Annotated in this window: 19 protein-coding genes and 1 tRNA gene; 11 read left to right on the top strand and 9 right to left on the bottom strand. The window is 60.6% G+C overall.

The genetic code is table 11. The annotated features are described in order from the left end of the window. The first annotated feature begins 146 nt into the window (after nt 1-146). From ACOYXH_RS12055 to ACOYXH_RS12040, 4 genes are read left to right on the top strand one after another with little or no spacing between them, the layout of a single operon-like run. The gene (locus ACOYXH_RS12055) at nt 147-1,799 is read left to right on the top strand and encodes a VRR-NUC domain-containing protein (RefSeq protein WP_095126051.1); all 1,653 of its coding nucleotides are present in this window, start codon (nt 147-149) and stop codon (nt 1,797-1,799) included. Next, a complete protein-coding gene (locus ACOYXH_RS12050; RefSeq protein WP_095126050.1) occupies nt 1,796-4,114 on the top strand; it encodes an ATP-dependent DNA helicase in 2,319 nt (772 codons plus the stop codon). The genes ACOYXH_RS12055 and ACOYXH_RS12050 overlap by 4 nt, the downstream gene beginning before the upstream one ends. 5 nt (nt 4,115-4,119) lie before the next feature. Beyond that, entirely contained in the window at nt 4,120-6,060 is a 1,941-nt protein-coding gene (locus tag ACOYXH_RS12045) for a hybrid sensor histidine kinase/response regulator (RefSeq protein ID WP_460064682.1), read from the top strand. 56 nt (nt 6,061-6,116) lie between these two features. Then, nucleotides 6,117-6,653 carry a hypothetical protein gene (locus ACOYXH_RS12040; protein ID WP_016983364.1) on the top strand — a complete coding sequence of 179 codons (537 nt, stop codon included), beginning with the start codon at nt 6,117-6,119 and terminating at the stop codon, nt 6,651-6,653. A gap of 289 nt (nt 6,654-6,942) precedes the next feature. On the opposite strand, the gene ACOYXH_RS12035 is transcribed toward ACOYXH_RS12040, so the two are convergent. The 4 genes from ACOYXH_RS12035 to ACOYXH_RS12020 form a co-directional block, all read right to left on the bottom strand. Then, complete coding sequence (locus ACOYXH_RS12035; RefSeq protein ID WP_095049070.1) at nt 6,943-7,239, bottom strand: hypothetical protein; 297 nt, start codon at nt 7,237-7,239, stop codon at nt 6,943-6,945. A 188-nt stretch (nt 7,240-7,427) separates the two neighbouring features. Continuing rightward, the gene (locus tag ACOYXH_RS12030; RefSeq protein WP_460064678.1) at nt 7,428-8,771 is read right to left on the bottom strand and encodes a cation:proton antiporter; all 1,344 of its coding nucleotides are present in this window, start codon (nt 8,769-8,771) and stop codon (nt 7,428-7,430) included. A 90-nt stretch (nt 8,772-8,861) separates the two neighbouring features. Next, nucleotides 8,862-9,719: a glucose 1-dehydrogenase gene (locus ACOYXH_RS12025; protein WP_460064676.1), complete on the bottom strand. Its 858-nt coding sequence runs from the start codon at nt 9,717-9,719 to the stop codon at nt 8,862-8,864. A 211-nt stretch (nt 9,720-9,930) separates the two neighbouring features. Further along, nucleotides 9,931-11,085 carry a MalY/PatB family protein gene (locus tag ACOYXH_RS12020; RefSeq protein WP_258708266.1) on the bottom strand — a complete coding sequence of 385 codons (1,155 nt, stop codon included), beginning with the start codon at nt 11,083-11,085 and terminating at the stop codon, nt 9,931-9,933. A gap of 334 nt (nt 11,086-11,419) precedes the next feature. On the opposite strand from ACOYXH_RS12020, the gene fdnG reads away from it, so the two are divergent. The 7 genes from fdnG to ACOYXH_RS11985 all read left to right on the top strand — a co-directional run bounded on the left by fdnG (nt 11,420) and on the right by ACOYXH_RS11985 (nt 20,492). Beyond that, nucleotides 11,420-14,485, top strand: coding sequence for a formate dehydrogenase-N subunit alpha (fdnG, locus tag ACOYXH_RS12015; RefSeq protein WP_460410748.1), 3,066 nt, complete (start codon nt 11,420-11,422; stop codon nt 14,483-14,485). Continuing rightward, nucleotides 14,486-15,421, top strand: coding sequence for a formate dehydrogenase subunit beta (gene fdxH, locus ACOYXH_RS12010; RefSeq protein WP_460410747.1), 936 nt, complete (start codon nt 14,486-14,488; stop codon nt 15,419-15,421). It begins immediately after the preceding gene. Then, complete coding sequence (locus ACOYXH_RS12005) at nt 15,418-16,083, top strand: formate dehydrogenase subunit gamma (RefSeq protein WP_460410746.1); 666 nt, start codon at nt 15,418-15,420, stop codon at nt 16,081-16,083. Before fdxH ends, ACOYXH_RS12005 begins: the two co-directional genes overlap by 4 nt. 3 nt (nt 16,084-16,086) lie before the next feature. Continuing rightward, nucleotides 16,087-17,013 (top strand): formate dehydrogenase accessory protein FdhE, encoded by a 927-nt coding sequence (gene fdhE, locus ACOYXH_RS12000; RefSeq protein ID WP_160057990.1) that lies wholly within the window; start codon nt 16,087-16,089, stop codon nt 17,011-17,013. Between the two features lie 60 nt (nt 17,014-17,073). After that, on the top strand, nt 17,074-18,477 hold the full coding sequence (gene selA, locus ACOYXH_RS11995; protein WP_460410873.1) for an L-seryl-tRNA(Sec) selenium transferase: 1,404 nt from the start codon (nt 17,074-17,076) through the stop codon (nt 18,475-18,477). Next, complete coding sequence (selB, locus tag ACOYXH_RS11990; protein ID WP_460411547.1) at nt 18,474-20,390, top strand: selenocysteine-specific translation elongation factor; 1,917 nt, start codon at nt 18,474-18,476, stop codon at nt 20,388-20,390. The genes selA and selB overlap by 4 nt, the downstream gene beginning before the upstream one ends. 6 nt (nt 20,391-20,396) lie before the next feature. Then, nucleotides 20,397-20,492 (top strand) — tRNA-Sec (locus ACOYXH_RS11985). A 159-nt stretch (nt 20,493-20,651) separates the two neighbouring features. Here the strand turns inward: ACOYXH_RS11985 and ACOYXH_RS11980 are convergent. The 5 genes from ACOYXH_RS11980 to ACOYXH_RS11960 form a co-directional block, all read right to left on the bottom strand. Then, nucleotides 20,652-21,008, bottom strand: a complete 357-nt coding sequence (locus ACOYXH_RS11980) for a DUF6124 family protein (RefSeq protein WP_460410745.1) — start codon at nt 21,006-21,008, stop codon at nt 20,652-20,654. 399 nt (nt 21,009-21,407) lie between these two features. Then, nucleotides 21,408-21,662 carry a type II toxin-antitoxin system ParD family antitoxin gene (locus tag ACOYXH_RS11975; protein WP_460410744.1) on the bottom strand — a complete coding sequence of 85 codons (255 nt, stop codon included), beginning with the start codon at nt 21,660-21,662 and terminating at the stop codon, nt 21,408-21,410. A 121-nt stretch (nt 21,663-21,783) separates the two neighbouring features. After that, nucleotides 21,784-22,143, bottom strand: coding sequence for a DUF6124 family protein (locus ACOYXH_RS11970; protein ID WP_460410743.1), 360 nt, complete (start codon nt 22,141-22,143; stop codon nt 21,784-21,786). Nucleotides 22,144-22,689: 546 nt separating this feature from the next. Beyond that, a complete protein-coding gene (locus tag ACOYXH_RS11965) occupies nt 22,690-23,985 on the bottom strand; it encodes an OprD family porin (protein WP_460410742.1) in 1,296 nt (431 codons plus the stop codon). A gap of 334 nt (nt 23,986-24,319) precedes the next feature. Beyond that, nucleotides 24,320-26,023 carry an amidase gene (locus tag ACOYXH_RS11960; protein WP_460410741.1) on the bottom strand — a complete coding sequence of 568 codons (1,704 nt, stop codon included), beginning with the start codon at nt 26,021-26,023 and terminating at the stop codon, nt 24,320-24,322. Nucleotides 26,024-26,264 lie beyond the last annotated feature (241 nt).

Raw genomic sequence — 26,264 nt, 5'->3', positions numbered from 1 at the left:
TCTAACGCGGTTGGTGCCATCCCCGGGGGAAAAGTTCGATAGCCCGGCGAAAAAATGCCATTGATCATTTTCCGTTTGCACCGGGTGGGGCACAGCTGGTATCTGTACGCATAACCAGTACTCGCTTGCCATGGCCCAGAATTCCCGTGACTGCCAATCCCCTCGACGACCCGTTCTATTACCTTAACAACTTTCGGCAAGTGCTTGATTGGCTTGAGCTTCGTTATGCCGATGTAATGAGCGAGCCGGAACACGCATTCATCCGCGACTTCAACGCGTTGCCCCGCCCGAGTCAGGGGCTGCTGGTGCGGATGGTGATGCGCAAGGGTGTGCATTTTCGTGCCGGCAAACTCAATTACGTGGAAATCGGTGACATCGCCGAGGCCGCGCAGCCCTTGTTGGAGCACGGCTGGATCGACGAACACGCGCCGCTGGTCCTCGCCGAGTTGTTCGATGTGTTGCTCAAGGCCGAGATCCTGCAAGCGTTCGCAGCCTTTATCGAGCAACCCAAGGGCCGCAAGGACGATTGGCTGCCGCTCCTCGCCGAGCAGTTTGCAGACGCTCGCAGCCTGCGCGACTGGGCTCCGCTGCTCGATGATCGCTTGTTCAGCCTGACCATCATGGACCTGTGCGATCGCTTGCGGCTGATGTTCTTCGGCAACCTGTATCAGGACTGGTCGGAATTCGTCCTCGCCGACCTTGGCATCTTCACTTATGAAAAAGTCGAATTCTGCGCCGACTCGCGGGGCCTGCGCAGTCGCGATGACGTCGATGCGTGCCTGTTCCTGCACAACTGTCAATTGCGTTTCGAGGCCGGTGAGCCACTGGACACCATTGTTGCGCAGGTCAGCGCCTTGCACTTCGACAACCCGTGGCTGCAACGCCGGCGTGGCAAGGTGCTGTTCCAGATCGGCCAGTATTGCGAGCGCATCAGCGAGTTTGCCCTGGCCCTGAGCATTTATCGCGACTGCGCCTATCCCGGCGCCCGTTTACGCATGATCCGCGTGCTGGAGCGCAGCGGCGAATACTCGTTGGCGCTGGAGCTCGCCACGCTGGCGGAGCAGGCGCCGGAAAGCGCTGCCGAGCAGCAAGGCCTGCAACGGATATTGCCAAGGCTGCGGCGCAAACTCGGCGGCCCGCCACTCAAGCGCACAACGGCCAGACCGGTCGAGCGGCTGGATCTGCAATTGCCGCGCACCGACCCAGCCTTGTCCGTGGAGTTTTACGTGCAGGCGCATCTGCACGATGACGATGGCCCCGTGCATTACGTGGAAAACAGCCTGATCAACTCGCTGTTCGGTTTGTTGTGCTGGCCGGCGATCTTCGCGCCATTGCCCGGGGCATTCTTTCACCCGTTCCAGCGCGGCCCGGTGGACCTGCTCAACGAAGATTTCCAGCAACGCCGCGCCGAGCTGTTCCAGGCGTGCCTGAGCGAACTCGACGACGGCCGCTATGCCGCGACCATTCGCCAGCGCTTTGTCGACAAATGGGGTGTCCAGTCGCCATTCGTATTCTGGGGCGCGGTGAATGAACTATTGCTTGAGCAGGCATTGGCCTGTCTGCCCGCCGAACATCTCAAGCACTGGTTCAACCGTTTGCTGCTCGACATCAAGGCCAACCGCGCCGGCATGCCCGACCTGATCCAGTTCTGGCCGCAGCACAAAACATACCGAATGATTGAAGTGAAAGGCCCCGGCGATCGCCTGCAGGACAACCAGTTGCGCTGGCTGGAGTTCTGTCATCAACACCAGATGCCAGTAGCGGTGTGTTACGTGCAATGGGCGGAGCAGAGCGCTTGAGCTACAGCATTGCCGTGCGCGCACTGTGCGAGTTCACCGCCAAGACCGGCGACCTCGACCTGCGCTTCACCCCATCGCCCACGGCGCTGGAAGGCATCGCCGGCCACCGCACTGTGGCCTCGCGGCGCAGCGAAAAGTATCAAAGCGAAGTGGCGCTCGAAGGCGAGTTTCTGCAGTTGAAGGTCAAGGGCAGGGCGGACGGCTACGACCCGGCGCAAACCTGCCTGGAAGAAGTCAAAACCTACCGTGGCGACCTGAGTAAGCAACCGGCCAATCACCGCCAGTTGCACTGGGCACAGGCGAAGATCTACGGCTGGTTGATGTGCCGCAAACTCGAACTTGAGCAAATCAATCTGGCGCTGGTGTATTTCGATATCGTCAGCGAGAAGGAAACCTGCCTGGTCGAGGCCTTCAGCGCCGAAACCCTCAAGGCCTTTTTCGAGCAGCAATGCACGCTGTTCCTGCAATGGGCCGAACAGGAAATGGCCCATCGCGAGGCGCGCAATCTGGCCGCGCAGCAACTGGCGTTTCCCCATGCCGATTTTCGTCCCGGTCAGCGGCACTTGGCGGAATCAGTGTTCAAAGCCGTCAGCACCGGCCGTTGCCTGATGGCCCAGGCACCGACCGGCATCGGCAAAACCCTCGGCACGCTGTTCCCGATGCTCAAGGCCCTGGCGCCGCAGCAACTGGACAAGGTGTTCTTCCTGACCGCGAAGACACCGGGGCGCAAACTGGCGCTGGATGCCAGTCAGGTGTTGTTCGATCAGTCACCAGCCTTGCCCTTGCGGGTGCTGGAAATGGTCGCCCGGGACAAGGCCTGCGAACATCCGGACAAAGCCTGTCACGGCGAATCCTGCCCGTTGGCCCAGGGCTTTTATGATCGCCTGCCGGCCGCGCGGGAAGCGGCCAGCCGAATCCGCCTGCTCGATCAAGCCGCCATGCGCGAGGTCGCTGCGCAACACGCGGTGTGCCCGTATTACCTGAGTCAGGAGATGGCCCGTTGGGTAGACGTGGTGATCGCCGACTACAACTATTACTTCGACTTCAGCGCCATGCTGTTCGGTCTGGCCCAGCTTAATCAATGGAAAGTCGCGGTGCTGGCGGACGAGGCGCACAACCTGGTCGAACGCGGCCGGCAAATGTACAGCGCCAGTCTTGATCAGTTCACCCTCGGCAGCGTGCGCAAAACCGCGCCGGCACCGCTGAAAAACTCCCTGCAACGGATCAACCGTGAATGGAACGCGCTGCATGCGCCGCAACTGGCGGCGTATCAGGCTTACGACAAGGCCCCGGAAAAACTCCTGCAAGCGATCTCGTTGTGTTGCGCGGCCATTGGCGATTACCTCAATGACCATCCGCAGGGTCTCGACAGCGCCGTGCAGAACTTCTATTTCGACCTGCTGCAATTCGCCCGGGTGGCCGAACTGTACGACGAGCATTACCTGTTCGACATCAGCAAGCGCGACCTCGACCGCAAAAAGCCGCTGTCGCAGTTATGCCTGCGCAACGTGGTGCCGGCCGCGTTCATTGGTCCGCGCCTGAAAGCGGCGCGCAGCAGCGTGCTGTTTTCCGCGACCCTCAGCCCGCGTCACTATTACGCCGATTTGCTTGGCACGCCCGCCGACACCGTGTGGATCGACGTCGAATCGCCGTTTTGCGCCGAGCAGTTGCAGGTGCAGATCGTCAGCCGCATTTCGACACGCTTCAATCATCGTCAGGCCTCGCTGGAGCCGATCGTCGAATTGATCGCGCAGCAGTTCAGCGAGCGTCCGGGCAACTATCTGGCGTTTTTCAGCAGCTTCGATTATCTGCAACAAGTGGCGTCGTTACTCGCTGAGCGTTACCCGCACATCACCCTGTGGCAGCAATCGCGGGGCATGCTCGAAGGGGCGCGGCAGGCCTTTCTCGATCAGTTCACCGCGCACAGCCAAGGCGTCGGCTTTGCCGTGTTGGGCGGTGCGTTCGGCGAAGGCATCGATTTACCCGGTGCGCGGCTGATCGGGGCGTTCATTGCCACGTTGGGGCTGGCGCAGTTCAATCCGGTCAACGAACAACTTAAACACCGCATGGCCGCCATCTTCGGCGCCGGTTACGACTACACCTACCTGTACCCCGGCGTGCAGAAAGTGGTACAGGCCGCCGGGCGAGTCATCCGCACCCGTGAGGATAGCGGCGTGGTGATGCTGATTGACGATCGCTTTGCCGAGAGCCGGATCAAACAGCTGCTGCCGCGCTGGTGGGCAATCAATCACGAGACGGACGCTTCCCAATTTGCCGGATTACCGCATACTTCTGCTCATGACAATGGCTGGTGAGTGTGATGAGCGAGAAAAACAAGACCGCGGCGATCGAAGAGATGCGTTTTCGTCTGCTGATCGATGCGGTGGTCGACTATGCGATCTACATGATCGATCCCGACGGCATCATCACCAGTTGGAACTCTGGCGCCAAACGCTTCAAGGGCTACGAAGAAGCGGAAATTCTCGGCGAACATTTCTCCCGCTTCTATACCGCTGAGGATCGCGCCGCCGGTCTGCCGCAACGTGCGCTCGATACGGCGATCCGTGAGGGACGTTTCGAAGGCGAGGGCTGGCGGGTGCGCAAGGACGGCACCAATTTCTGGTCGCATGTGGTCATCGATCCGATCATTGATCCCGACGGCAAATTGCTCGGTTTCGCCAAGATCACCCGCGACCTGACCGACCGGAAAATGGCTGAAGAAACCCTCAAGCAAAGCGAGCAGCAGTTCCGCTTGCTGGTGCAGGGCGTCACCGACTACGCGATCTACATGCTCAGCCCCGAAGGCCGGGTCAGCAACTGGAACCAGGGCGCACAGCGGATCAAAGGCTATCTGCCGGAAGAAATCATCGGTCAGCATTTTTCGCTGTTCTATACCCCCGAAGACCGCGAACTCGGCGAGCCGCAACGGGCGCTGGAAATCGCCACCCGCGAGGGCCGCTTCGAGAACAAGAGCTGGCGCATGCGCAAGGACGGCACGCGGTTTCTCGCTCATGTGGTGGTCGATGCGATTCGTGGTGACACCGGCACATTGCTCGGTTTTGCCAAGATCACCCGCGACATCACCGAAGCCCACCAGGCGCAACAGGCGCTGGAGAAAACCCGTGAAGCGCTGTTCCAGGCGCAGAAGATGCAGGCCATCGGTCAGCTCAGCGGTGGCATCGCCCATGACTTCAATAATCTGCTGACGGTGATTCTCGGTAACCTCGAGATCGTGCAAAAGCGCGTGGGCGACGATGCGAAAATCAGCCGCCTGCTGGAAAACGCCACCCAAGGCGCCTTGCGTGGCGTCTCGCTGACCCAGCGCATGCTGGCATTTGCCCGCCGTCAGGAATTGAAGACCGAGTCGGTCGATATCGCGCAATTGGTTCAGGGCATCAGCGGTTTGCTGCGTAGCTCCCTCGGGCCGGGTATCCGTGTCGACACGCGGTTTCCCGACGATCTCGAGCTGGTGCTGGCGGACACCAATCAGTTGGAATTGGCCTTGCTCAATCTGGCGACCAACGCCCGCGACGCCATGCCCGATGGAGGTACGGTGAGCATCAGCGCTGAACCGCAAGTGGTGCTAGAACTGGGGCATTCGGACCTGCCTGCGGGGCGTTACGTCTGCCTTAGCGTAATCGATACCGGGGAGGGCATGGATGATCACACGCTGGCGTCGGCCAGAGATCCGTTCTTCACCACTAAAGGCTTGGGCAAGGGCACCGGGCTGGGCTTGTCGATGGTCCACGGCTTAATGGAACAACTCGGTGGCCGTTTCATTCTCAAGAGTGCAAAGGCCCAGGGCACCACGGCAGAACTGTGGATTCCGGTGGCCGGCGAGGGTACCGTCAGCAATTCGCTGCAGCCACACGCCGAGCCCGTGGTGGTACCAAGACTCAGCGTGCTGGTGGTGGATGACGACTCACTGGTATTGAACAGCACCATTCTACTGCTCGAAGACCTCGGCCATCGGGTGGTCAGTGCGACGTCCGGTGCGCAAGCGCTGGCGTTGTTCGATCAGGGCGAGGTCATCGACCTGATGATCACCGACATGGCCATGCCGAAAATGAGCGGCGCGCAACTGGCCCATGCCGTGCGCGTGCTCAAACCGGATCTGCCGATCATCCTGGCCACCGGCTACGCCGAACGCCTGGAAGGCTTTGCCGCGCAACTGCCACGATTGCCCAAGCCGTTTACGCAGATGAATCTGGTGGCAATCATTGCCCAATCGATGAAACAAGGCGTCGGTCAATCCGTCTGAACTTGGGCGCCAACGGGGACTTCTAAACGTTTTCCCCACCCCGGAGCGTGCATCTTTTGTCTCGCATACTGACTGAGCCCACCGCTGAAGAAACCCTGACCGAACATGACGCCAAGATGTTTGGCTCACCCAAGGAACGGCTGGATTTCTATCGGCGGGAGATCCAGTACGAAACCAGCATCCTCGCCAACCGTACCGACGCTTATCTGGCGGCGCAGTCGTTTCTGGTGATTGCCTTTGCCTCGTGCATGGCCAACCTCAACCCGGAGTGGGGCAAGTTGTTCACGCTGGTGGTGCCACCGTTTCTGGCACTGCTCGGGCTGCTCAGCTCGCTGAATGCCTGGCCGGGGATTCGCGCGGCGTACGACATCATCGATCACTGGCATTTCAAGCAGAGCCACTTGCTGCACAGCGAGCCGCTGATGGGCCTGGCGTATGACGAATCGCCGCTGTTCAGCGAGATGGAGTCGAGCCACAAGGGCTATCGCAAGTCGCTGCTGTTTTCGGTGCGTACGCCGTGGATCTTTGCGACGTTCTGGGTGTTGCTGGGGAGTTATGCGGTGTTTATTCAGGTGACCAATCCGGGCGGGTGATTGGCAGGTAGGGAAAAGCCCGGTTTATTTCGCCGGGCTTTTTTATTCGCGTGGATTTTGTGGTGCTATTCAGACCGATCCCCCTCACCCCAACCCTCTCCCCCAAAGGGGGCGAGGGGGAAGGGAGCAGATCTTCGTTGTACTCAAAATCTGCGTTCGACTCGGTATCTCAATATCGTGGTCAGAATCTGCGTTCGACTCGGTATCTCAGGTCGGCGTACCTCGACCATTCACCTCGGTCAGTTCCCTCTCCCTTTGGGAGAGGGCTAGGGTGAGGGGCTGTTCTGGCTCATTCCACAGTTTCAAGCTCTCGACGCAATGCCGACGAGTTCTGCGAGGACATCGGGATCGGCGGGAAGTCTTCGTTCAAGACGCACAAATGGTCGATGGCATCTTCAAACATCGAATCGGCTTTCTTGCGCAGCGCGCGGTATCGCTCAAACTGTTCAATGTCCAGATCGGCCACGTCGAGCAGCGCATTGGCTGCGCGGTTGAGGGTGTGGGCGTTATCAAACAATTGACGATTGCGTTCCAGAGCCAGTGCTCTGCAAGCCTTGATTTGCGCAGGAGTCGAGCATTCTTTCATGACCGTGACCTTAATCTTCAAGGATTCCGTTTCATAGGCGTAGCGCCGCAGGGGAACCGAACCTGCCGGGCCCCGCCGGACATATCCGGCGAGGGGTTATGCTTGTGACTGCCGGCCATTAATCAGGGATCCATTTTTTTATAGAAAAAAATTCGATCAATTCGCCGAATAAATTCGCAAATCAAAAATCAGTTTTTTTGTTTTTTGCGCTGTTCGTAACGGGCGAGGATCGGTTGCGTGCTGATGCCATGGAGCAAGATGCTCAGCGCCACCACCGACAAGGTCAGATCGGTACACAGGCTGGCCACCGTGTCGGTCAGCCCGTGGTTCAAGGCATAAAACAGATAGAACAGGCTGCCGATACCGCGAATGCCAAACCAGCCGATCAACAGCCGTTGCCTTCCTTTGAGCAGTGCGCCCCAAGGCATCAGCGCGACGCAGGCCGGGCGGATCAGGTAGAACAGCACGCCGCCCACCAGCAACGCCCGCCAGTCCCAGTGCGCCACCAGCACCACGCCGAGCAGGGTCACCAGAAATACTTCCATGGCGCGCTCGACCAGACTGCCGAACGACAGCATGTCGCCCATCATGATCCCGGCGGCGACCTGGCTGCTTTCCAGCCGTTCGGTGTCGCCGTGCACCGCGTGCTGCGGTTCGACGTTCTGATGACCGACCACCGGCTGCACCAAGTGCTCGGCGGGCGGTTGCCCGGCGCCGGTGGATTTGACTTCGACCTGACGCAGGCCCAACCCGGCAGCGAACACCGACAGAAAACCATAGCCGCCAATCGCTTCGGCAACGACATACGCCAGGGCAATCAACGACAACGCTAGATAGTCGTTCGGGCTGAGCGTGCTGTCGTCATTGTGAATACGCAGCGACAGGGTCACGCGGCCGATACCTCGGCCCATCCAGTAACCGGTGAGCAGACCTGCGGGCACCGCCCACAACAAACTGCGCAAGACCCAGCCCTGCCACTCGGCGGCAGAGCCATCACCGTGAATCAACAACAAGCCGAGAATCACAAACGGAAAGGCTACCCCGTCATTCAACCCGGCCTCACCCGACAGGCCGAAACGCACGCTGTCGACATCCCGCGCATCATTGACCTGCACCAACGCCGCCAGCACCGGGTCGGTGGGCGCCAGCATCGCGCCGATCAACAACGACGGCCCCCACGGCAAGCGCAAAGCAAAATGCAGCAGCAGGCACACCCCGGCGATGGTCAGCACCATTACGGGGCCGGCGAGGCCGAAGGCGATTCGCCAACGCTTGTCGCGCAGCGGCAGGCGCAATTTCAGGCCGCAGACGAACAGAGAAAACAGCACCGCGACTTCTGTCAGGTGCTCCATCCACAGCGAGGCGTCTTCCAGGGATAGTTTCAGCAGATCAAGGCCACTGGGGCCTATGCCAATTCCCAACAGCAAACAAACCGCCGAGGTGGTCACCGGCATCCAGCGCAGGTATGACGACGTCAGTGCCAGGGTCAGCAGCACGGCGCCGAGTACGGCGACCCACACGATAAAACTCATGATCTGCCGCCCTCAAATGTTTGATGTGACGGCAATCGCACCGTGTTCAATGGGCCTTCAGTTTTACTGTAGGCGTTGGCGAAGGCGTCATCACAACATCGGTTTACCACCGGTCACGCCATAGCGCTGGCCGGTGATATAACTGGCTTCGTCCGAGGCCAGCAACACGTAGATCGGCGCCACTTCCACCGGTTGGCCGGGGCGGCCGAGCGGGGTGTTGCCGCCGAAGTTCTGCACTTCTTCATCGGGCATGGTCGAGACGATCAGCGGCGTCCAGATTGGCCCCGGTGCCACGCAGTTCACGCGGATTTCCTTCGGCCCGAGCATCTGCGCCAGACCGCCGGTGAAATTGGCGATCGCGCCTTTGGTGGTGGCGTAGGCGAGCAGGGTGGGTTTGGGCATGTCCGAGTTGATCGAGCTGGTGTTGATGATCGACGAACCGGCGCGCATGTGTTTTATCGCGGCCTGACACAAGCGGAAGATCGCGGTGATGTTGACGTCGAAGGTCATCACCCATTCCTCGTCGGGGATTTCTTCGAAGGTTTCGTGGGTCATCTGGAACGCGGCGTTGTTGACCAGCACATCGATTCGGCCGAAGCGTTCCACGGTCTTGTCGACCAAGGCCTGGCAATGGGCCTTTTGCGCGATATCGCCCGGCAACAGCAGGCACTGGCGCCCGGCCTGCTCGACCCAGCGCGCGGTTTCCTGGGCGTCCTCGTGTTCATTCAGATAGGCGACCGCCACGTCAGCGCCTTCACGGGCGAAAGCAATGGCCACGGCGCGGCCGATACCGCTGTCAGCGCCAGTAATCAGAGCGATCTTGCCGGCTAGTCGTCCGGAGCCGACATAGCTTTGCTCGCCGCAATCGGGATAGGGTTCCATCTTGCGTTGCGAACCGGGAACGGTCTGGGCTTGTGCGGGGAAGGGGGGTTTTGGATAGTCGGTCATCGCGGGTCTCCGAGGTCTCAGGGCAGGTATGGGCGGTTGACCCGGGGTGTTTGCCGTGAGTTCGATCGGATTTCCAACGATGATTTTGCGTGAACATACATCCCCTGTAGGAGTGAGCCTGCTCGCGATAGCATCCTGACATTCAACATCATTGTTGACTGAAATACCGCTATCGCGAGCAGGCTCACTCCTACAGGGGGATGTGGTGTTCTCAGATAATGCGTTGTGTCAGGGCGCGCTCCATGCGGGCGATACCTTCTTCCAGCAATGAACGCGGGCAGCCGAAGTTCAGACGGACGAACTGCTGGTGTTGATCGCCGAAGTCCAGACCGGCGCTGAGGCCCACCTTGCCCTGCTCAAGGAAGAACTGCTGCGGGTTGTCCAGGTCCAGCGCCGAGCAATCCAGCCACGCCAGATAGGTGCCCTGCGGCACATTGATGGTCACGCCCGGCAAGCGCTTGCGCACCGCTTCTACCAGCCAGTCGCGATTGGCTTGCAGGTAGGTTTTCAGCTCGGCCAGCCACGGCCCGCCTTCGCTGTAAGCCACGCGGGTGGCTTCCATGCCCAGCGGGTTGACGCTGTCGACCATGCCGCAACGGGCGTGATTGACGCGTTCGCGCAGGGCAGCGTTCTGAATGATCATGAACGACGTCTTGAGGCCGGCGATGTTGTACGCCTTGCTCGCCGACATCAGAGTGATGGTGCGCTCGGCGATCTCCGCGCTCAGCGACGCGGTCGGAATGTGCACGCGACCGTCGAAGCACAGCTCGGCGTGGATTTCGTCGGAGATGATCCACGCGTCCTGCGCTGTACAAATGTCCGCCACCGCTTGCAGCTCTTCACGGCCAAACACCTTGCCAATCGGGTTGTGCGGGTTGCTGAGCAACAGCGCGCCACCGCCGTTCAGCGATTCACGCAATACGTCCAAGGGTGTCAAGTAAGTGCCGTCAGCCTGCGCGACGAACTCCAGTTCAACCTTGTTCAACCCCCAATTCCCCGGCGCATGGCGCAGTGGCGGGTAGTTGGGCACTTGCACCACGACGTTCTGCTGTGGCTGCACCAGCGCTTTCAAGGCCATGTTGAAGCCCGATTCGACGCCCGGCAGGAAAATCAGCTCCTGCGGTTTGACCTGCCAGGCGTATTTGTTCCAGAGGTCGGCGACGATGGCTTCACGCAGGTTGTCCTGCGCCACGCTGTAACCCACCAGCGGATGCAGCAAGCGTTGTTGCAGCGCCTCGATCACCACCGGCGGCGCGGCGAAATCCATATCAGCGACCCACATCGGCAACACGTCGGCCGAATAGCGGCTCCACTTGGTGCTGCCGGTGTTGTGGCGGTCGAATACCTGATCAAAATCGAAAGTCATGCGCGGTCTCGTGAAGGCGGAATGGTCCTGCGGGGCATGATAAACCCTTGTCCCTTTGGAAACACACTCAAACCCTGTGGGAGCTGGCTTGCCAGCGATAGCGGTGGGTCAGTCACCATCATTGTTGGAGGAGCCGACGTCATCGCTGGCAAGCCAGCTCCCACAGGGTTTGCGGTTGTTAGTAGGAGTGCCGACAAACGGCCGACGGTCGGTTTTCACACAGATCGTGTGGTCATTGTCTACAGTGAAAAAGTCGGCAGACGTTTGCCGCAACCGTGATTGTCCAGATAAAACCCGGCACCAGTACCGGGTTCCACCTGATCAGGAGTGCACGATGGATCTCAGCCGTCGTCAGTTCTTCAAGGTCGCCGGTATCGGCCTTGCAGGCTCTAGCCTGGGCGCGTTGGGCATGGCCCCGACGCCAGCCTTCGCCGAGCAGGTACGCCACTTCAAGCTTGCCCACACCCATGAAACCCGCAACACCTGCCCGTATTGCTCGGTCGGTTGCGGGTTGATCATGTACAGCCAGGGCGATGCCGCGAAGAATGTCGCGCAAAGCATCATTCACATTGAGGGCGACGCAGACCACCCGGTCAACCGCGGCACCCTCTGCCCGAAAGGCGCAGGCCTGCTCGACTTCATTCACAGCCCCGGCCGCTTGCTCTACCCGCAAACGCGCAAGCCGGGCAGCAGTGAATGGACGCGGATCAGTTGGGACGAAGCGCTCGACCGCATCGTCGACCTGATGAAAGCCGACCGCGACGCCAACTTCATCGAGAAAAATGCCAACGGGCAAACGGTGAATCGCTGGCTGAGCACCGGTTTTCTCGCCGCATCGGCGGCGTCCAACGAAGCCGGTTACATCACCCAGAAGGTGATTCGCAGTCTCGGCATGCTGGGGTTCGATAACCAGGCGCGTGTCTGACACGGCCCGACGGTGGCAAGTCTTGCCCCGACGTACGGCCGTGGAGCCATGACCAATACCTGGACCGATATCGCCAACGCGAATCTGATCCTGGTGATGGGTGGCAACGCAGCAGAAGCGCACCCGTGCGGCTTCAAATGGGTGACCGAGGCCAAAGCGCACAACGCTGCGCGGCTGATCGTGGTCGATCCGCGTTTTACCCGGACCGCTTCGGTGGCCGACTACTACGCGCCGATCCGCACCGGCACCGACATCGCCTTCATGGGCGGCCTGATCAATTACCTGCTGACCGAGGACAAAATCCAGCACGAATACGTGCGCAATTACACCGACGTCTCGTTCATCGTCAAAGCAGGCTACGGCTTCGAAGACGGCATCTTCAGCGGCTACGACGTCGCCAAGCGCAGCTATACCGACAAATCCGGCTGGGGTTACGAACTGGGCGAGGACGGCTTCGCCAAAGTCGACCCGACCCTGCAAGACCCGCGCTGCGTCTATCAATTGATGAAGCAGCATTACAGCCGCTACAACATCGACCTCGCCAGCCAGATCTGCGGGATGCCGGTCGATGCGATGCAGAAAATCTGGGAAGAGATCGCCACTTGCTCGACCCCGGGCAAGACCATGACGATTCTCTACGCCCTCGGCTGGACCCAACACTCGATCGGCGCGCAGATCATTCGCAGCGCGGCGATGGTGCAACTGCTGCTGGGCAACGTCGGCATGCCCGGTGGCGGCGTCAACGCTTTGCGCGGTCACTCGAACATTCAGGGCCTGACCGATCTTGGCTTGCTCTCCAATGCACTGCCGGGCTATCTGACCTTGGGTCAGGACAGCGAGCAGGACTACAACGCCTTCATCCATAAACGCACGCAAGTGCCACTGCGGCCGGGACAACTGTCGTACTGGCAGAACTACAGCAAATTCCACGTCAGCCTGATGAAGTCGTGGTACGGCGCCAACGCCACCGTCGAAAACAATTGGTGCTACGACCATTTGCCGAAGCTCGACATCCCCAACTACGACGTCCTGAAGATGTTCGACCTGATGAGCCAGGGCAAGGTCAACGGCTACTTCTGCCAAGGCTTCAACCCGATCGCTGCGCTGCCGGACAAGAACCGCGTGATGGGCGCACTGGCCAAGCTGAAATGGCTGGTGGTGATGGATCCGCTGGCCACCGAAACCTCTGAGTTCTGGCACAACGTCGGGCCGTACAACGATGTGAAAAGCGCGGAGATCCAGACCGAAGTCATTCGCCTGCCGACCACCTGTTTTGCCGAAGAGGACGGCTCGCTGGTCAACAGCAGCCGCTGGCTGCAATGGCACTGGAAAGGCGCCGACGGCCCGGGCGAAGCGCAGACCGACATTCGCATCATGAGCGAATTGTTCCTGCGCTTGCGCAAGCGCTATCAGGCCGAGGGCGGCAAATTCCCTGATCCACTGCTGAAACTGACGTGGCCATACAAGATCCCCGACGAGCCTTCGCCGGAAGAACTGGCCAAGGAAATCAACGGCAGCGCCGTGGCTGATTTCACCGATGCCACTGGCGTCGCGGTCAAGGCCGGCTCGCAACTGGCCGGGTTTGGTTTGCTCAAGGATGACGGCAGCACCGCGTCCGGTTGCTGGATCTTCGCCGGCAGCTGGACCGAGGCCGGCAACCAGATGGCCCGCCGCGACAACAGCGATCCGTTCGGCATGCACCAGCATCTGGGCTGGGCGTGGGCCTGGCCGGCCAACCGGCGGATTCTCTACAACCGTGCTTCGGCGGATGTCGCTGGCAAGCCGTGGGACCCGAAAAAGCGTCTGGTCTGGTGGAATGGCAAGGCCTGGGGCGGCACCGATGTGCCGGACTACAAGGCCGATGTACCGCCGGAAGCCGGGATGAACCCGTTCATCATGAACCCCGAAGGCGTGGCGCGGTTCTTCGCCGTCGACAAGATGAACGAGGGGCCATTCCCCGAGCACTACGAGCCGTTCGAAACGCCGATCGGCATCAACCCGCTGCACCCGCAGAACAAGAAAGCCACCAGCAACCCGGCGGCGCGGATCTTCGATTCGGTCTGGGAAACCCTCGGCGAGGCCAAGGACTTCCCGTACGCCGGTACCAGTTACCGGCTCACCGAGCATTTCCACTTCTGGAGCAAGCACTGCAAGTTGAACGCAATTGCCCAACCCGAGCAGTTCGTGGAAATCGGCGAAGTGCTGGCGAAAGAGAAGGGCATTGCTGCCGGAGATCGGGTGCGGGTCAGTTGCAAACGCGGCTTTATCGAGGCGGTGGCGGTGGTGACAAAAAGGATCCGGCCGCTACAGGTCAACGGCCAGGTCGTGCATCAGATCGGCATCCCGCTGCACTGGGGTTTCACCGGCCTGACGCGTCACGGTTACCTGACCAACACCCTGGTGCCGTTCCTCGGCGATGGCAACACCCAGACCCCGGAATCCAAGTCATTCCTGGTCAACGTGGAGAAACTATAGATGGCCAGCCAAGACATCATTGCCCGCTCGGCCACCACCACGGTGCCGCCGTCGGTGAGGAATCAGGAGGCGGTGGCCAAGCTGATCGACACCACCAAATGCATCGGCTGCAAAGCCTGCCAGGTCGCCTGCTCGGAATGGAACGAGCTGCGCGACGAGGTCGGTCACAACCACGGCACCTACGACAACCCGCAAGACCTGAGCGCGGAAACCTGGACGTTGATGCGCTTCACCGAGCACGAAACCGACGCCGGCAATCTCGAATGGTTGATCCGCAAGGACGGCTGCATGCACTGCGCCGAGCCCGGTTGTCTGGCGGCGTGCCCAAGCCCCGGCGCGATCATCAAGTACGCCAACGGCATCGTCGATTTCGATCAGGATCACTGCATCGGTTGCGGTTATTGCATCACCGGTTGCCCGTTCAACATTCCGCGTATTTCGCAGAAGGATCACAAGGCCTACAAGTGCACCTTGTGTTCGGATCGCGTGGCGGTAGGGCTGGAACCGGCCTGCGTGAAAACCTGCCCGACCGGCGCCATCGTCTTCGGCACCAAGGAAGACATGAAGGAACACGCTGCCGAACGCATCGTCGACCTGAAAAGCCGTGGCTTCGAGAATGCAGGTCTGTATGACCCGGCAGGTGTTGGCGGTACGCACGTGATGTACGTGTTGCACCACGCCGACACGCCAACCATCTACGCCAACCTGCCGCAGGATCCGGCAATCAGTCCGTTGGTGGGCTTGTGGAAAGGCATCAGCAAACCTCTGGGCCTGCTGGCCATGGGCGCGGCGGTGTTGGCCGGGTTCTTCCATTACGTGCGCATCGGCCCGAACCGGGTTGAAGAGGATGAGCATCCGGCGCCACCCGACACCTCGGTGCATGTCGTCGATCCGGCGGTGCACACCTTCGATCCACGCGGGGAGGACCGGCCATGAGCAACAAGACGATCCTGCGTTACACCGCCAACCAGCGCACCAATCACTGGCTGGTGGCGATCCTGTTTTTCATGGCCGGGCTGTCCGGGCTGGCGTTGTTTCATCCGTCGCTGTTCTGGCTGAGCAATCTGTTCGGCGGCGGGCCGTGGACGCGAATTCTGCACCCGTACATGGGCATCGCCATGTTCGTGTTGTTCCTTGGCTTGGTGTTCAGCTTCTGGCGCAGCAATTTCTTCATCGCCAATGACCGGCGGTGGCTGCGACGGATCAATCGGGTGATGGTCAACGACGAGGAAAGCGTGCCGCCGGTGGGTAAATATAACGCCGGGCAAAAGCTGCTTTTCTGGACTTTACTGCTGTGCATGCTCGGTTTGCTGTTCACCGGGCTGGTGATCTGGCGCGCCTGGTTCAGTGCGTATTTCGGCATCACCGTGATTCGCTGGGCGATGCTCCTGCATGCGCTGGCCGGGTTCATTCTGGTGCTGAGCATCATCATTCACATCTACGCCGGGCTGTGGATCAAGGGTTCGGTGGACGCGATGATGCATGGCTGGGTCAGTCGCGCCTGGGCGAAGAAACACCATGAACTGTGGTATCGCGACATCAGCCGCGATGAGCGTCAACCAGACGCGCCGGAGCGACCGATCACCAAAAAGGGCTGACTTTTGCCAACCATTCTGGAACCCGGGGAAATCGAAGCGGCGGCCAGTTCGCCGCCGTTTCTGTATCTACCGCCTTCGAATCTGTTTGCGCTGCGGGCTGATCGACTGGAGCAACTGGCCGAGGGGCATGCGCTGGCCGAGTATCTGCGGCTGATTGCCGGATTGTGCCGGGTGCAGCAGCAGGTGTTTGACGATCCGCCGCTGACGGCTCCGTTTGATCAGCAACGGATCGAGGCTTGTCAGCAACATGGTTTGCCGCCGTTTGCGGCTGATACCTTGGTGCGCGAAGAGGGCTGGCAGGCTTATCTCGAAGCTTTGCTGCAGCGTTATGAACCTGATGAACAGCCCGCCGTCATTGAGGCGCTGACAACGTTGCGGGTCGCCAGTCCCGGCCAGTTACGTGCATGGGCCGTGGCGTTGGTCAGTGGCCAATACTCAATGGTGCCGGCGCAACTGGTGCCGTTTCTTGGCGCGGCGCTGCAAGTGGCGTGGAGTCACTGGCTGCTCAGCGCGCCGGACCTGAAACTCAAACCCGGCGACAGCCTCAGCCAATGCCCGGCCTGCGGTTCACCGGCGATGGCCGGGGTGATCCGCCATCGCGGCAAGCACAACGGTTTGCGTTATCTGGTCTGCTCGCTGTGTACCTGTGAATGGCATGTGGTGCGGGTCAAGTGTGTGTATTGCGAGTCGAGCAAGGGCCTTGATTATCTGAGCCTTGAGGATGATCGCCACGCCGCCAATCAGGCGCCGTTAAGGGCGGAGGTCTGTCCGGGTTGTAACAGTTATCTGAAACTGGTGTATCTGGAAAACGATGCCGATGCTGAGGCGTTGTCGGCGGATCTCGGCAGTTTGTTGCTGGACATGCGCCTGGCGCAGGACGGTTATCAGCGCTTGGCGCCTAATCTATTACTGGCCCCCGGAGACGAATGACTACAACGTCTACACTCTTGTTTTTCACTGCGGGGCGCAGTGAACTGTCTCCAGGAGTGGCTGATGTCCCTGCGGTTACCTTCCATTGATGGTTTGTTGCGTCACCCGGCATGTGTGCCTTTGCTTGAGCGTCACGGGCGTGAGTGGTTGCTGGCGAGTTTGCGGCAATTGCTCGATGAACTGCGGCCCAGCGTGTTGAACGGGCAATTATCAGCCGTCGAAATCAGCCCCGAAGTACTCGCCGGCCGTGTCGGGGAACGCTTGGCCCAGCAACAACGCAGCAACGTACGCCGAGTCTTCAACCTCACCGGCACCGTCCTGCACACCAACCTCGGCCGCGCCTTGTTGCCGGACGAAGCCATCGATGCGGTGCAAATGGCTGCGCGTTATCCGCTCAATCTGGAATTCGATCTGGCCAGTGGCAAACGCGGCGATCGCGATGACCTGATCGAAGGCCTGATCCGCGAACTGACCGGCGCCGAAGCCGTCACGGTGGTCAACAACAATGCCGCCGCCGTGCTGCTGACGCTGAACAGTCTGGGCGCGCGCAAGGAAGGCATCATTTCCCGTGGCGAGCTGATCGAAATCGGCGGCGCCTTCCGCATTCCCGACATCATGGCCCGCGCTGGCGTGCGCCTGCACGAAGTGGGCACGACCAATCGCACCCATGCTCGTGACTATGAAGCGGCGATCAGCCCACGCAGCGGTTTGATCATGCGTGTGCATGCGAGCAACTACAGCATCGAAGGTTTTACCGCTCGGGTGCCGACGGCTGAGCTGGCCGACTTGGCGCATCGACATGGCTTGCCGTTGCTGGAGGATCTGGGCAGCGGCAGTCTGTTGGATCTGACTCGTTGGGGGTTGCCGGCAGAGCCGACGGTGCGTCAGGCGCTGCTGGATGGCGCCGATATCGTCACTTTCAGTGGCGACAAGTTGCTTGGCGGCCCGCAGGCCGGGTTGATCGTCGGGCGTAAAGAGCTGATCGCAAAGATCAAGAAGAACCCGCTGAAACGCGCGCTGCGGGTGGACAAATTGACCTTGGCGGCGCTGGAGGCGGTGCTGGGGTTGTATCGCGATCCCGATCGCCTCGCTGAGCGTCTGCCGAGCTTGCGTCTGCTCACCCGGCCGCAGGCAGATATCTTTGCGCAGGCCTCACGCTTGCAGCCCTTGATGGCTGAAATCTTGGGGGCGGTTTGGCAGGTTAGCGCAGTCGAGGCCTTGGGCATGATCGGCAGCGGTAGCCAACCGGTGGCGCGTTTGCCGAGCGCGGCGTTGTGCATGCGCCCGCAAGTCTCCAAGCGTTTGCGCGGGCGTTGCCTGCTGAATCTGGAAGCGGCGTTGCGCGCCTTGCCGATCCCCGTGCTTGGGCGGATTGACGACGATGCCCTGTGGCTGGATCTGCGTCAGCTCGACGATGAACCAGCGTGGCTCGCGCAATTGTCACAGTTGCAGGTCGAGTCGTGATCGTCGGCACGGCAGGGCACATCGACCACGGCAAGACTTCGCTGTTACAAGCGCTGACCGGGCAAACCGGCGACCGCCGCCCGCAGGAACGTGCACGCGGCATGACCATCGACCTCGGTTATCTCTACGCTGAACTGGAACCCGGCGCGGGGCTGACCGGGTTTATCGACGTGCCCGGTCACGAGAAATTCACCCACAACATGCTCGCCGGTGCGCAGGGCATCGATCTGGTCTTGCTGGTGATCGCCGCAGATGACGGCGTGATGCCGCAGACCCGCGAGCATCTGGCAATTGTCGAATTGCTCGGCATCCCGCGCGCCGTGGTGGCGATCAGCAAATGCGACCGGGTCGAGGCGGGCAGGGTGGAGGAGGTTCAGCGGCAGCTGCTGGATTTGCTTGAGGCCGGGCCATTTGCTGAAGCGCCGATCGTGCTTGTGTCGAGCGTGACCGGGCAGGGCGTTGATGAACTGCGCGAGACGTTATTGCAGACGCAACGTGAAGTACTGGAGCGCAGCCGCGAAGGTGGTTTTCGCCTGGCCATCGACCGCGCGTTCAGCGTCGCCGGTGCGGGGATTGTGGTTACCGGGACGGCGTTGTCGGGCACAGTTGCCGTCGGCGACAAGCTCACCCTCGGGCCATCCGGAAAATCGGTCAGGGTTCGCGGCTTGCATGCACAGAATCAACCCGCCGAACTTGCTGTTGCCGGCCAGCGGGTGGCGTTGAACCTGACCGGCGAACGCCTCGAACTTGCGCAGATCCATCGCGGCCAGTGGCTGCTGAGCGAATGGCTGCACGCGCCAACACAACGGGTCGACTTCGACTTTAAACTGCTGCCCGGCGATCGCACGTTCGAACACTTTCACCCGGTACATGTGCACCTCGGTACGCAGGACGTCATCGCTAGGGTGGCTTTACTTGAAGGCCCGCGGCTGAGTCCCGGCGAGCGCATGTTCGCGCAACTGCTGATCAATGCGCCGGTGCATGCGGTGAAGGGCGATCGCCTGATCCTGCGCGACCAGAGCGCGCAACGCACCTTGGGTGGCGGTCAGGTCCTCGACCCGTTCGCCCCGGCGCGACAACGGCGCAGCCCTGAACGTCTGGAGCAACTACGCACCTTGGCCTCCGGCGGCGAATTCGAACATGTCTTGCCCGTGCTGCTCAACTACAGCGCCGGCGGCCTCGATCCGCAAAGGCTGGAGCGCCAGTTCAATCGCCCGCGCGCGTCGTGGTCGTTAGCGGAAAACGTCCGCCTGATCGACACCCGCCAGGGCCCGGTACTGTTCAACGTGCAGCGCTGGGCGCAGTTGAAATTCACCCTGCTGGAACAACTCACACAGTTTCATGAACAGGAGCCCGACCAGATGGGCCCCGACCGCGATCGCCTGCGCCGCTTCAGCGGTCTGGCGCTGGAGCGTTCGACGTTTGTAAGTTTGCTGGATGAATTGCTGGCGGCCGGATCGATCCAAACGAGCGGCCCATGGCTGCACCTGCCTGAGCATCAGGTGCGCCTGAACGCCGAAGACGAAACCCTCTGGCAACAACTGCAACCGCTGTTTGAAAACGCCAAATTCGACCCGCCGTGGGTGCGCGACATCGCGAAAATGCTCGGCCAGGACGACGCCGTCGTGCGCCTGCTGCTGCGCAAACTGGCGCGCTTGGGTCTGATGCATCAAGTCGTACGCGATCTGTTTTTGAGTGACGCGCAACTGCGCCAAATGGCTGACGTGTTGTTAAAACTGGCCAAGGAAAATCCGCAGATCCAGGTGACAACCTTCCGCGATGCGCTAGGCTTGGGACGCAAACGCTGTATTCAGTACCTCGAATATTTCGACCGCGTCGGCCTGACCCGACGCATCGGCGAATCCCGCCAGATCCGCCCCGACAACGCGCTGGCCAACGCCTGCGCACAATGAGTTCAAGGAAGGCAATCGCGCCCGGTGGCGCGGCCGGGCTTCAAACCCGGTTGGGGACGGCATCCGTTCCCGGGCAGGTTCGACTCCGGCTGCCTTCCGCCAGTTTCCAACAAGCCAAAGAACGGCTGCCGTAGATTGATCGTTCCCACGCTCCGCGTGGGAATGCAGCCCGGGACGCTCTGCGTCCCTTCCAAAGCCGAACGCGGAGCGTCCGTTGAGGCATTCCCACTCAGAGCGTGGGAACGATCTGTATCCCCGCTACTACGGCAACTCCAGATTATCCATCACCCGATTCACCGCCAGCTCACCGAGCATGATCAATTGCGCAATCCCCAACAGCGTCCGTCGTTGCGACGCGGGTATGAGGCGGGCGAAGTCATGGGCGATGGTTCTGGCTGAGGCGAGTGTTTCGCTGGCATCAGCCAGTAGTTCCTCGTTTTTGAAGTCTGCGGTGACGGCGTACATCCGGCGGGTTTTGCGTGGTGGTGGGGTAGAGCCGGGTGGGCAGAGGTAGTGATCGAGCGCGCGTTCGGCGGCGTCGTTGAGCTTTTTTGAATCGAGGGATTCGTAGGGGGACGCGAGGTCTGTTTCGGGTGGGTTGGGTGTTGGTTTTATCATGGTGAAGCTCCTTGATTGCTGGAGCCGCCACATTTCGCTGCGAAACGAAGAGAGGTGGCAGCTGTACGCAGGTTCGCAGACCGGGAATCAAGGAACCCGGCATACCCGAAGGTATCCCGCGCACAGCCGCCATGAAGCACCGTTGCATAAATCCTGATAGCAACGATTGGGAGCGTTGTGCGCCTTGATTGATCCGGGCTGCGAAACCCGATCGCTGATTCGTCAGCGACGGCACCACAATAGAACCCGCCCCCTAGGCGCACAAGCCGGCGGATTCTGGCGTAGCTGTAGGCAATGGCGCAAGAATTTGTAGCCTCTAAGGCGTGTCTGGAGGTGTCTTTTAAACACTCAAGTTTAAAAGGCAAAAAGTCGGGCGAAGTTCTGAACGGAAAACGTGATCTATCCCTGATAACGATGCACTTTCGACATTCTCTTTTTGAATGCCTCGGGATCGAAGGGGCGTGGTGTTCCACTGGACTCACCTTTACGAAGAGCAGCTAGGATGGTTTCCAGCTCGACGCTTCGCTCCTGTTCACGGCGGATCAGTTCGCGAATGTGTTCACTGCCGTTGGTGTAATGACCGGCTTCGATCTGAGCTTTGGTCCAGTGGTCTCGCTGATCAGTCACAGTGATGGTTTTTCGTACGGTTGCCATGGGCGGACCTCCGGAGGGTGGTCGAATGTGCGCAAAAGCAAAAAGCGCAGAACGTTGCCTGACCCTGTTTAGCCCTGTAGCGAGAGCGATCGCCCTCGCCACAGGATTGCCGGGGTACTGATCAGCCCGGCAACTCCAGATTATCCATCACTCGATTCACCGCCAGCTCCCCAAGCATGATCAATTGCGCAATCCCCAACAGCGTCCGTCGCTGCGACGCCGGTATGAGGTGGGCGAAGTCATGGGCGATGGTTCTGGCGGAGGCGAGTGTTTCGCTGGCATCAGCCAGTAGTTCCTCGTTTTTGAAGTCTGCGGTGACGGCGTACATCCGGCGGGTTTTACGGGGCGGCGGGGTGGAGCCGGGTGGGCAGAGGTAATGATCGAGCGCGCGTTCGGCGGCGTCGTTGAGTTTTTTTGAATCGAAGGATTCGTAGGGGGACGCGAGGTCGGTTTCGGGCGGGTTGGGCGTTGGTTTGATCATCGGTAAAGCCTCTAGAGTAATGAAGCTGCCACCGTTCGCTGCTAACGAAGGAGGTGGCGGCTGTACGCGGGTTAGCAGACCAGGACTCTAGAACCCGGCGCACCGAAGTGCCCCACGCAAAGCCGCCATGACGGCAACGGACTTTGTGCGTCTAGAGATAACCTGGGCTGCTAAACCCGATCACTGATAATCAGCGACGGCACCACAATAGAACCCGCTCCCAAGGCGCACAAGCCGGCGGATTCTGGCGTAGCCGTAGGCAATGGCGCAAGAATTTGTAGCCTGAAAGGCGTGTCTGAAGGTGTCTTTTAAACGCCTGAGTTTAAAAGGCGATTTGCGCTGACTTCACTGGCCCCTTCGCGAGCAGGCTCGCTCCCACAGGTTCGGCGGTGTAAACACAGCCTGGTGATCGACGCAGAAACCTGTAGGAGTGAGCCTGCTCGCGATAACGGTGTATCAGTCAGCATGAATGTTGCTGAAAAGACGCTATCGCGAGCAGGCTCACTCCTACAGGGGAAAGTGTTTCAATTCGGGATGGGCGGTGGGTTAGAAACCCAGTGGGTACTGGATCACCACGTAGATACGGTCAATGTCATCACCGGCCTGCGCCTCGTTGGCCCGGTGTGAAACATGCGACACCTGCACCGACAGATCCTTCGCCGCGCCCGATTGCACGACGTATTTCAAATCGATATCGCGCTCCCAGTGTTTGCCGCCGTCACCTTGCTGCGGCTGGTAACTGCCGCTGTCAGGATCGAACGGGTTGTACGCGCCACCCTTGGGCGCGTGGGTGCCGTCGATGTGGCTACCGGAAACATAGCGGGTCATGAACTTCAGGCCGGGGATGCCGAAGGCGCCGAGGTCGAGGTCGTAGCGCGCTTGCCAGGAGCGTTCGTTGGCGCCGTTGAAATCGGCGTATTTGATCGAGTTGGCGAGGTAGATCGAGTCGCCGCCGACGAAATCGAACGGTGTGTCGCCATTGATCTTTTGCCAGCCGAGCATCACCGCGTGCGGGCCGAAGGCGTATTTGCCGGAGAGGCTGAACGCGGTGTTGTCGATGGCGCCGGCCAGCGCTCGGCCGGTGTCGCGGGTGTGGTAGAGGTTGGCGTCGAGCAGCACGCCGGACTGCTTGAAGTGCAGATTGCCGTAGTACTGATGCCAGGTGTCGCTCAGGTCGGAGGCATACAGCGCGCCGCCCACTGGGCTGTCGGTGAACAGATCGGCGCCGAGAAAACTGATCGCGCCGGCCTCGGTATTGGCGCCGTAGCCGTAGAAATCGCCTTTGCCGGATGAGCTGTCCTGATTCTTGAACGCGGTGAAATGCCCGGCCACCAGATTGATGTGGTCGAGCTCGGCGCTGTTGAGCAGGAAGCCTGTGGCGTACTCCGGTTGCAGGCGTTTGTCGGAGGTGTCGAACACCGGGGTTTCCACGGTCATTTCACCGAAGGCGAGGGTGGTGCGCGAGGCTTTCAGCTTGAGCGCACCGCCTGCGCTGGAGTAATCGTTTTCGCTGCGGCCATCGCTGTCGACCGGCAGCAGACCGGTCCCGGAATGGCCTCTGCCACCGTCGAGTTTCAGCCCGGCGAAGGCGTGGGCATCGATGCCGAAACCGACCGTTCCGGCGGTGAAACCGGATGAGAAAGTGCCGATAAGGCCTTGAGCCCATTCTTGTTTGTAGTTTTTGCCGGAGGGTGAGGGGGAGCGGTAGTCGTTGCTCAAGTAGAAGTTACGGGTGAGCACTTCGCTTTTGGCATCGTCGAAAAAACCGCTGGCTTGGGCGGTTGAGTTCAGACCGCAGAGCAGCGCGAGGAGGGTGAGGCGTGAAGAGGCGCGGTCGATCATGGTCGGTGGCCAGCGGCAATTAAGATGGCTGGGATGATCGCGGGAATGTAGGGCAGGGGATTGAGCGGATGTGCTCAATGAACGGCATCACACAACCCCCTGTAGGAGTGAGCCTGCTCGCGATAGCGGTGTGTCAGTCTCGATAAATTTAACTGACAGACCGCTATCGCGAGCAGGCTCACTCCTACAGGGTTTTGGGTTGAATGAGGGTTTTGTGGCGGGAGCGGAAATCTGTGGGAGCTGGCTTGCCAGCGATGGCAGTGTGTCAGCCAAGTTTATCCAAGCTGACACATCGCTATCGCGAGCAGGCTCACTCCTACAGTTTTAACCGCGTTTACGCCAGCGGCGGCGTGCGTGGCGGGATCTGGCGTTTGCTGCCGGTTGATTCAAACGCGGCGGCGAAACGCAGCAGGTTCGAGTCGTCGTAGGCGCGGCCGGCGAAGGTTAAGCCCACCGGCATGCCGATGTCGGCCATCACGCCCATCGGCACGGTGACGGTCGGCACGCCGAGGTGACGGATCGCCAGGTTGCCGTTGGCCACCCAGATGCCATTGCTCCAGGCGATGTCAGCCGACTCCGGGTTGACGTCCGCGTCCGCCGGGCCGACGTCGGCAACAGTCGGGAACAGCACGGCGTCGAGGCCAAGCGTGTCCATCCAGTCTTCGAGGTCGATGCGTCGGGTTTGCTCCAGGCCGCGCAGGCCGTCAGGCACGGTGCTGATTTCATTCCACGGGGTGATGCCGCGCTCGGCCATGCGCACGTACTCATCCATGCCGGCAGCCAGATCGCCTTCACGGTTGGGCAGGGTGCCCGGGTCGTGCGGGAAGATTTTCGGCCCGTCGACGTCGACCAGACGATTGAGTTTCGGATCGCCGTTGGCTTGCAGGAAGTCGTCGAACGCCCACGCGGTCAGGTCCCACAGTTCATGGTGCAGGAACTCTTTGGAGACCAGCCCCCGAGTGAACACGGTTGGCGCGCCGGGGCGATCGCCTTCGCAGTTGGAGACCAGCGGGAAATCGGTTTCGATGACTTCGGCACCGGCCGCTTCGAGGGCCTGACGCGCCTGCTTCCACAAGTCGATCACCGAGGCGCGGGTGTTGATGCGTTGGCCGGTCGGGCCTCCGATGCCCGGGGCTTCGCTGGTGCCAGCCTCAGGGTCGGCATTGATAAACATGCGCGGCACGGCGAAACGCTTGCCGGCCAGCGCTTGGCTGTTGGCGGCCAGATCGGCGTAGGCGGCGGGGCGCACTTCGCTGACGTTCGGGATCGGCACCCACGGTTGCAGACGCCAGAGGTCGCCACGGGTGTCCGGGTCTTCGGCGACGACGATGTCGAGGACTTCGAGCAGGTCGGCCATGGTGCGTGCGTAAGGCACGACGACGTCCATGGTCGGGGTCAACGGCCAGTTGCCGCGTACCGAGATCACCCCGCGTGACGGCGTGTAGGCGCACAAACCATTGTTCGACGCCGGGCCACGCCCGCTCGACCAGGTTTCTTCAGCCAGACCAAACGCGGCAAAACTCGCGGCAGTGGCGGTACCGGCACCGTTCGACGAACCGGAGGCAAACGGCGCGGTGAGGTAATTGGCGTTGTAAGGACTTTCGGCGCGACCGTAGACGCCACGTTGCATGCCGCCATTGGCCATCGGCGGCATGTTGGTTTTGCCCAGGCAAATCGCCCCGGCCGCGCGCAGACGTTCAATGGTGAAGGCGTCGCGATAAGCGACCAGATCGGCGAAGGCCGGGCTGCCGGACGCTGCCGTGAGGCCTTTGACCAGATAGCTGTCTTTGGCGGTGTAGGGGATGCCGTCGAGCGGGCCGAGGGTTTTGCCTTCGGCACGACGGGCATCGGACGCCCGGGCTTCGTTCAACGCTTCAGGGTTACGCACGACCACGGCATTCAGCGCCGTTGGGGTGTCGGCGCCATCGTAGGCATCGATGCGTGCGAGATATGCCTGTACCAGTTCGACTGCGGTGGTTTGGCCGGACTCGAGCGCGGCGCGCAGTTGGGCAATGGAAACTTCGGTGACTTCGATCATGCGCTCACCGCTGTTTGAATTTGGGTGTTTTTCCTGGAGTGGGTGTTCATATCGGTTCTCGTTGCACAGCTATAAGCGACAAGGTTAAGACTGGCGCCTATTTAACACCAAGCGGCGCGCGGAGTAATCGGCGGGATTGATCTCCAACCGATTTTCCCTTTCAGGCTTACACCATTCCCTGTGGGAGCTGGCTTGCCAGCGATGGGGCCAGCCCATTCGATAATGATGTGTCTGAACTATC

The organism is Pseudomonas sp. Mb7, from assembly GCF_054790525.1.
The sequence above is the reverse complement of the archived record's forward strand: the minus strand, read 5'-3'. Positions and strand labels throughout refer to the sequence as shown.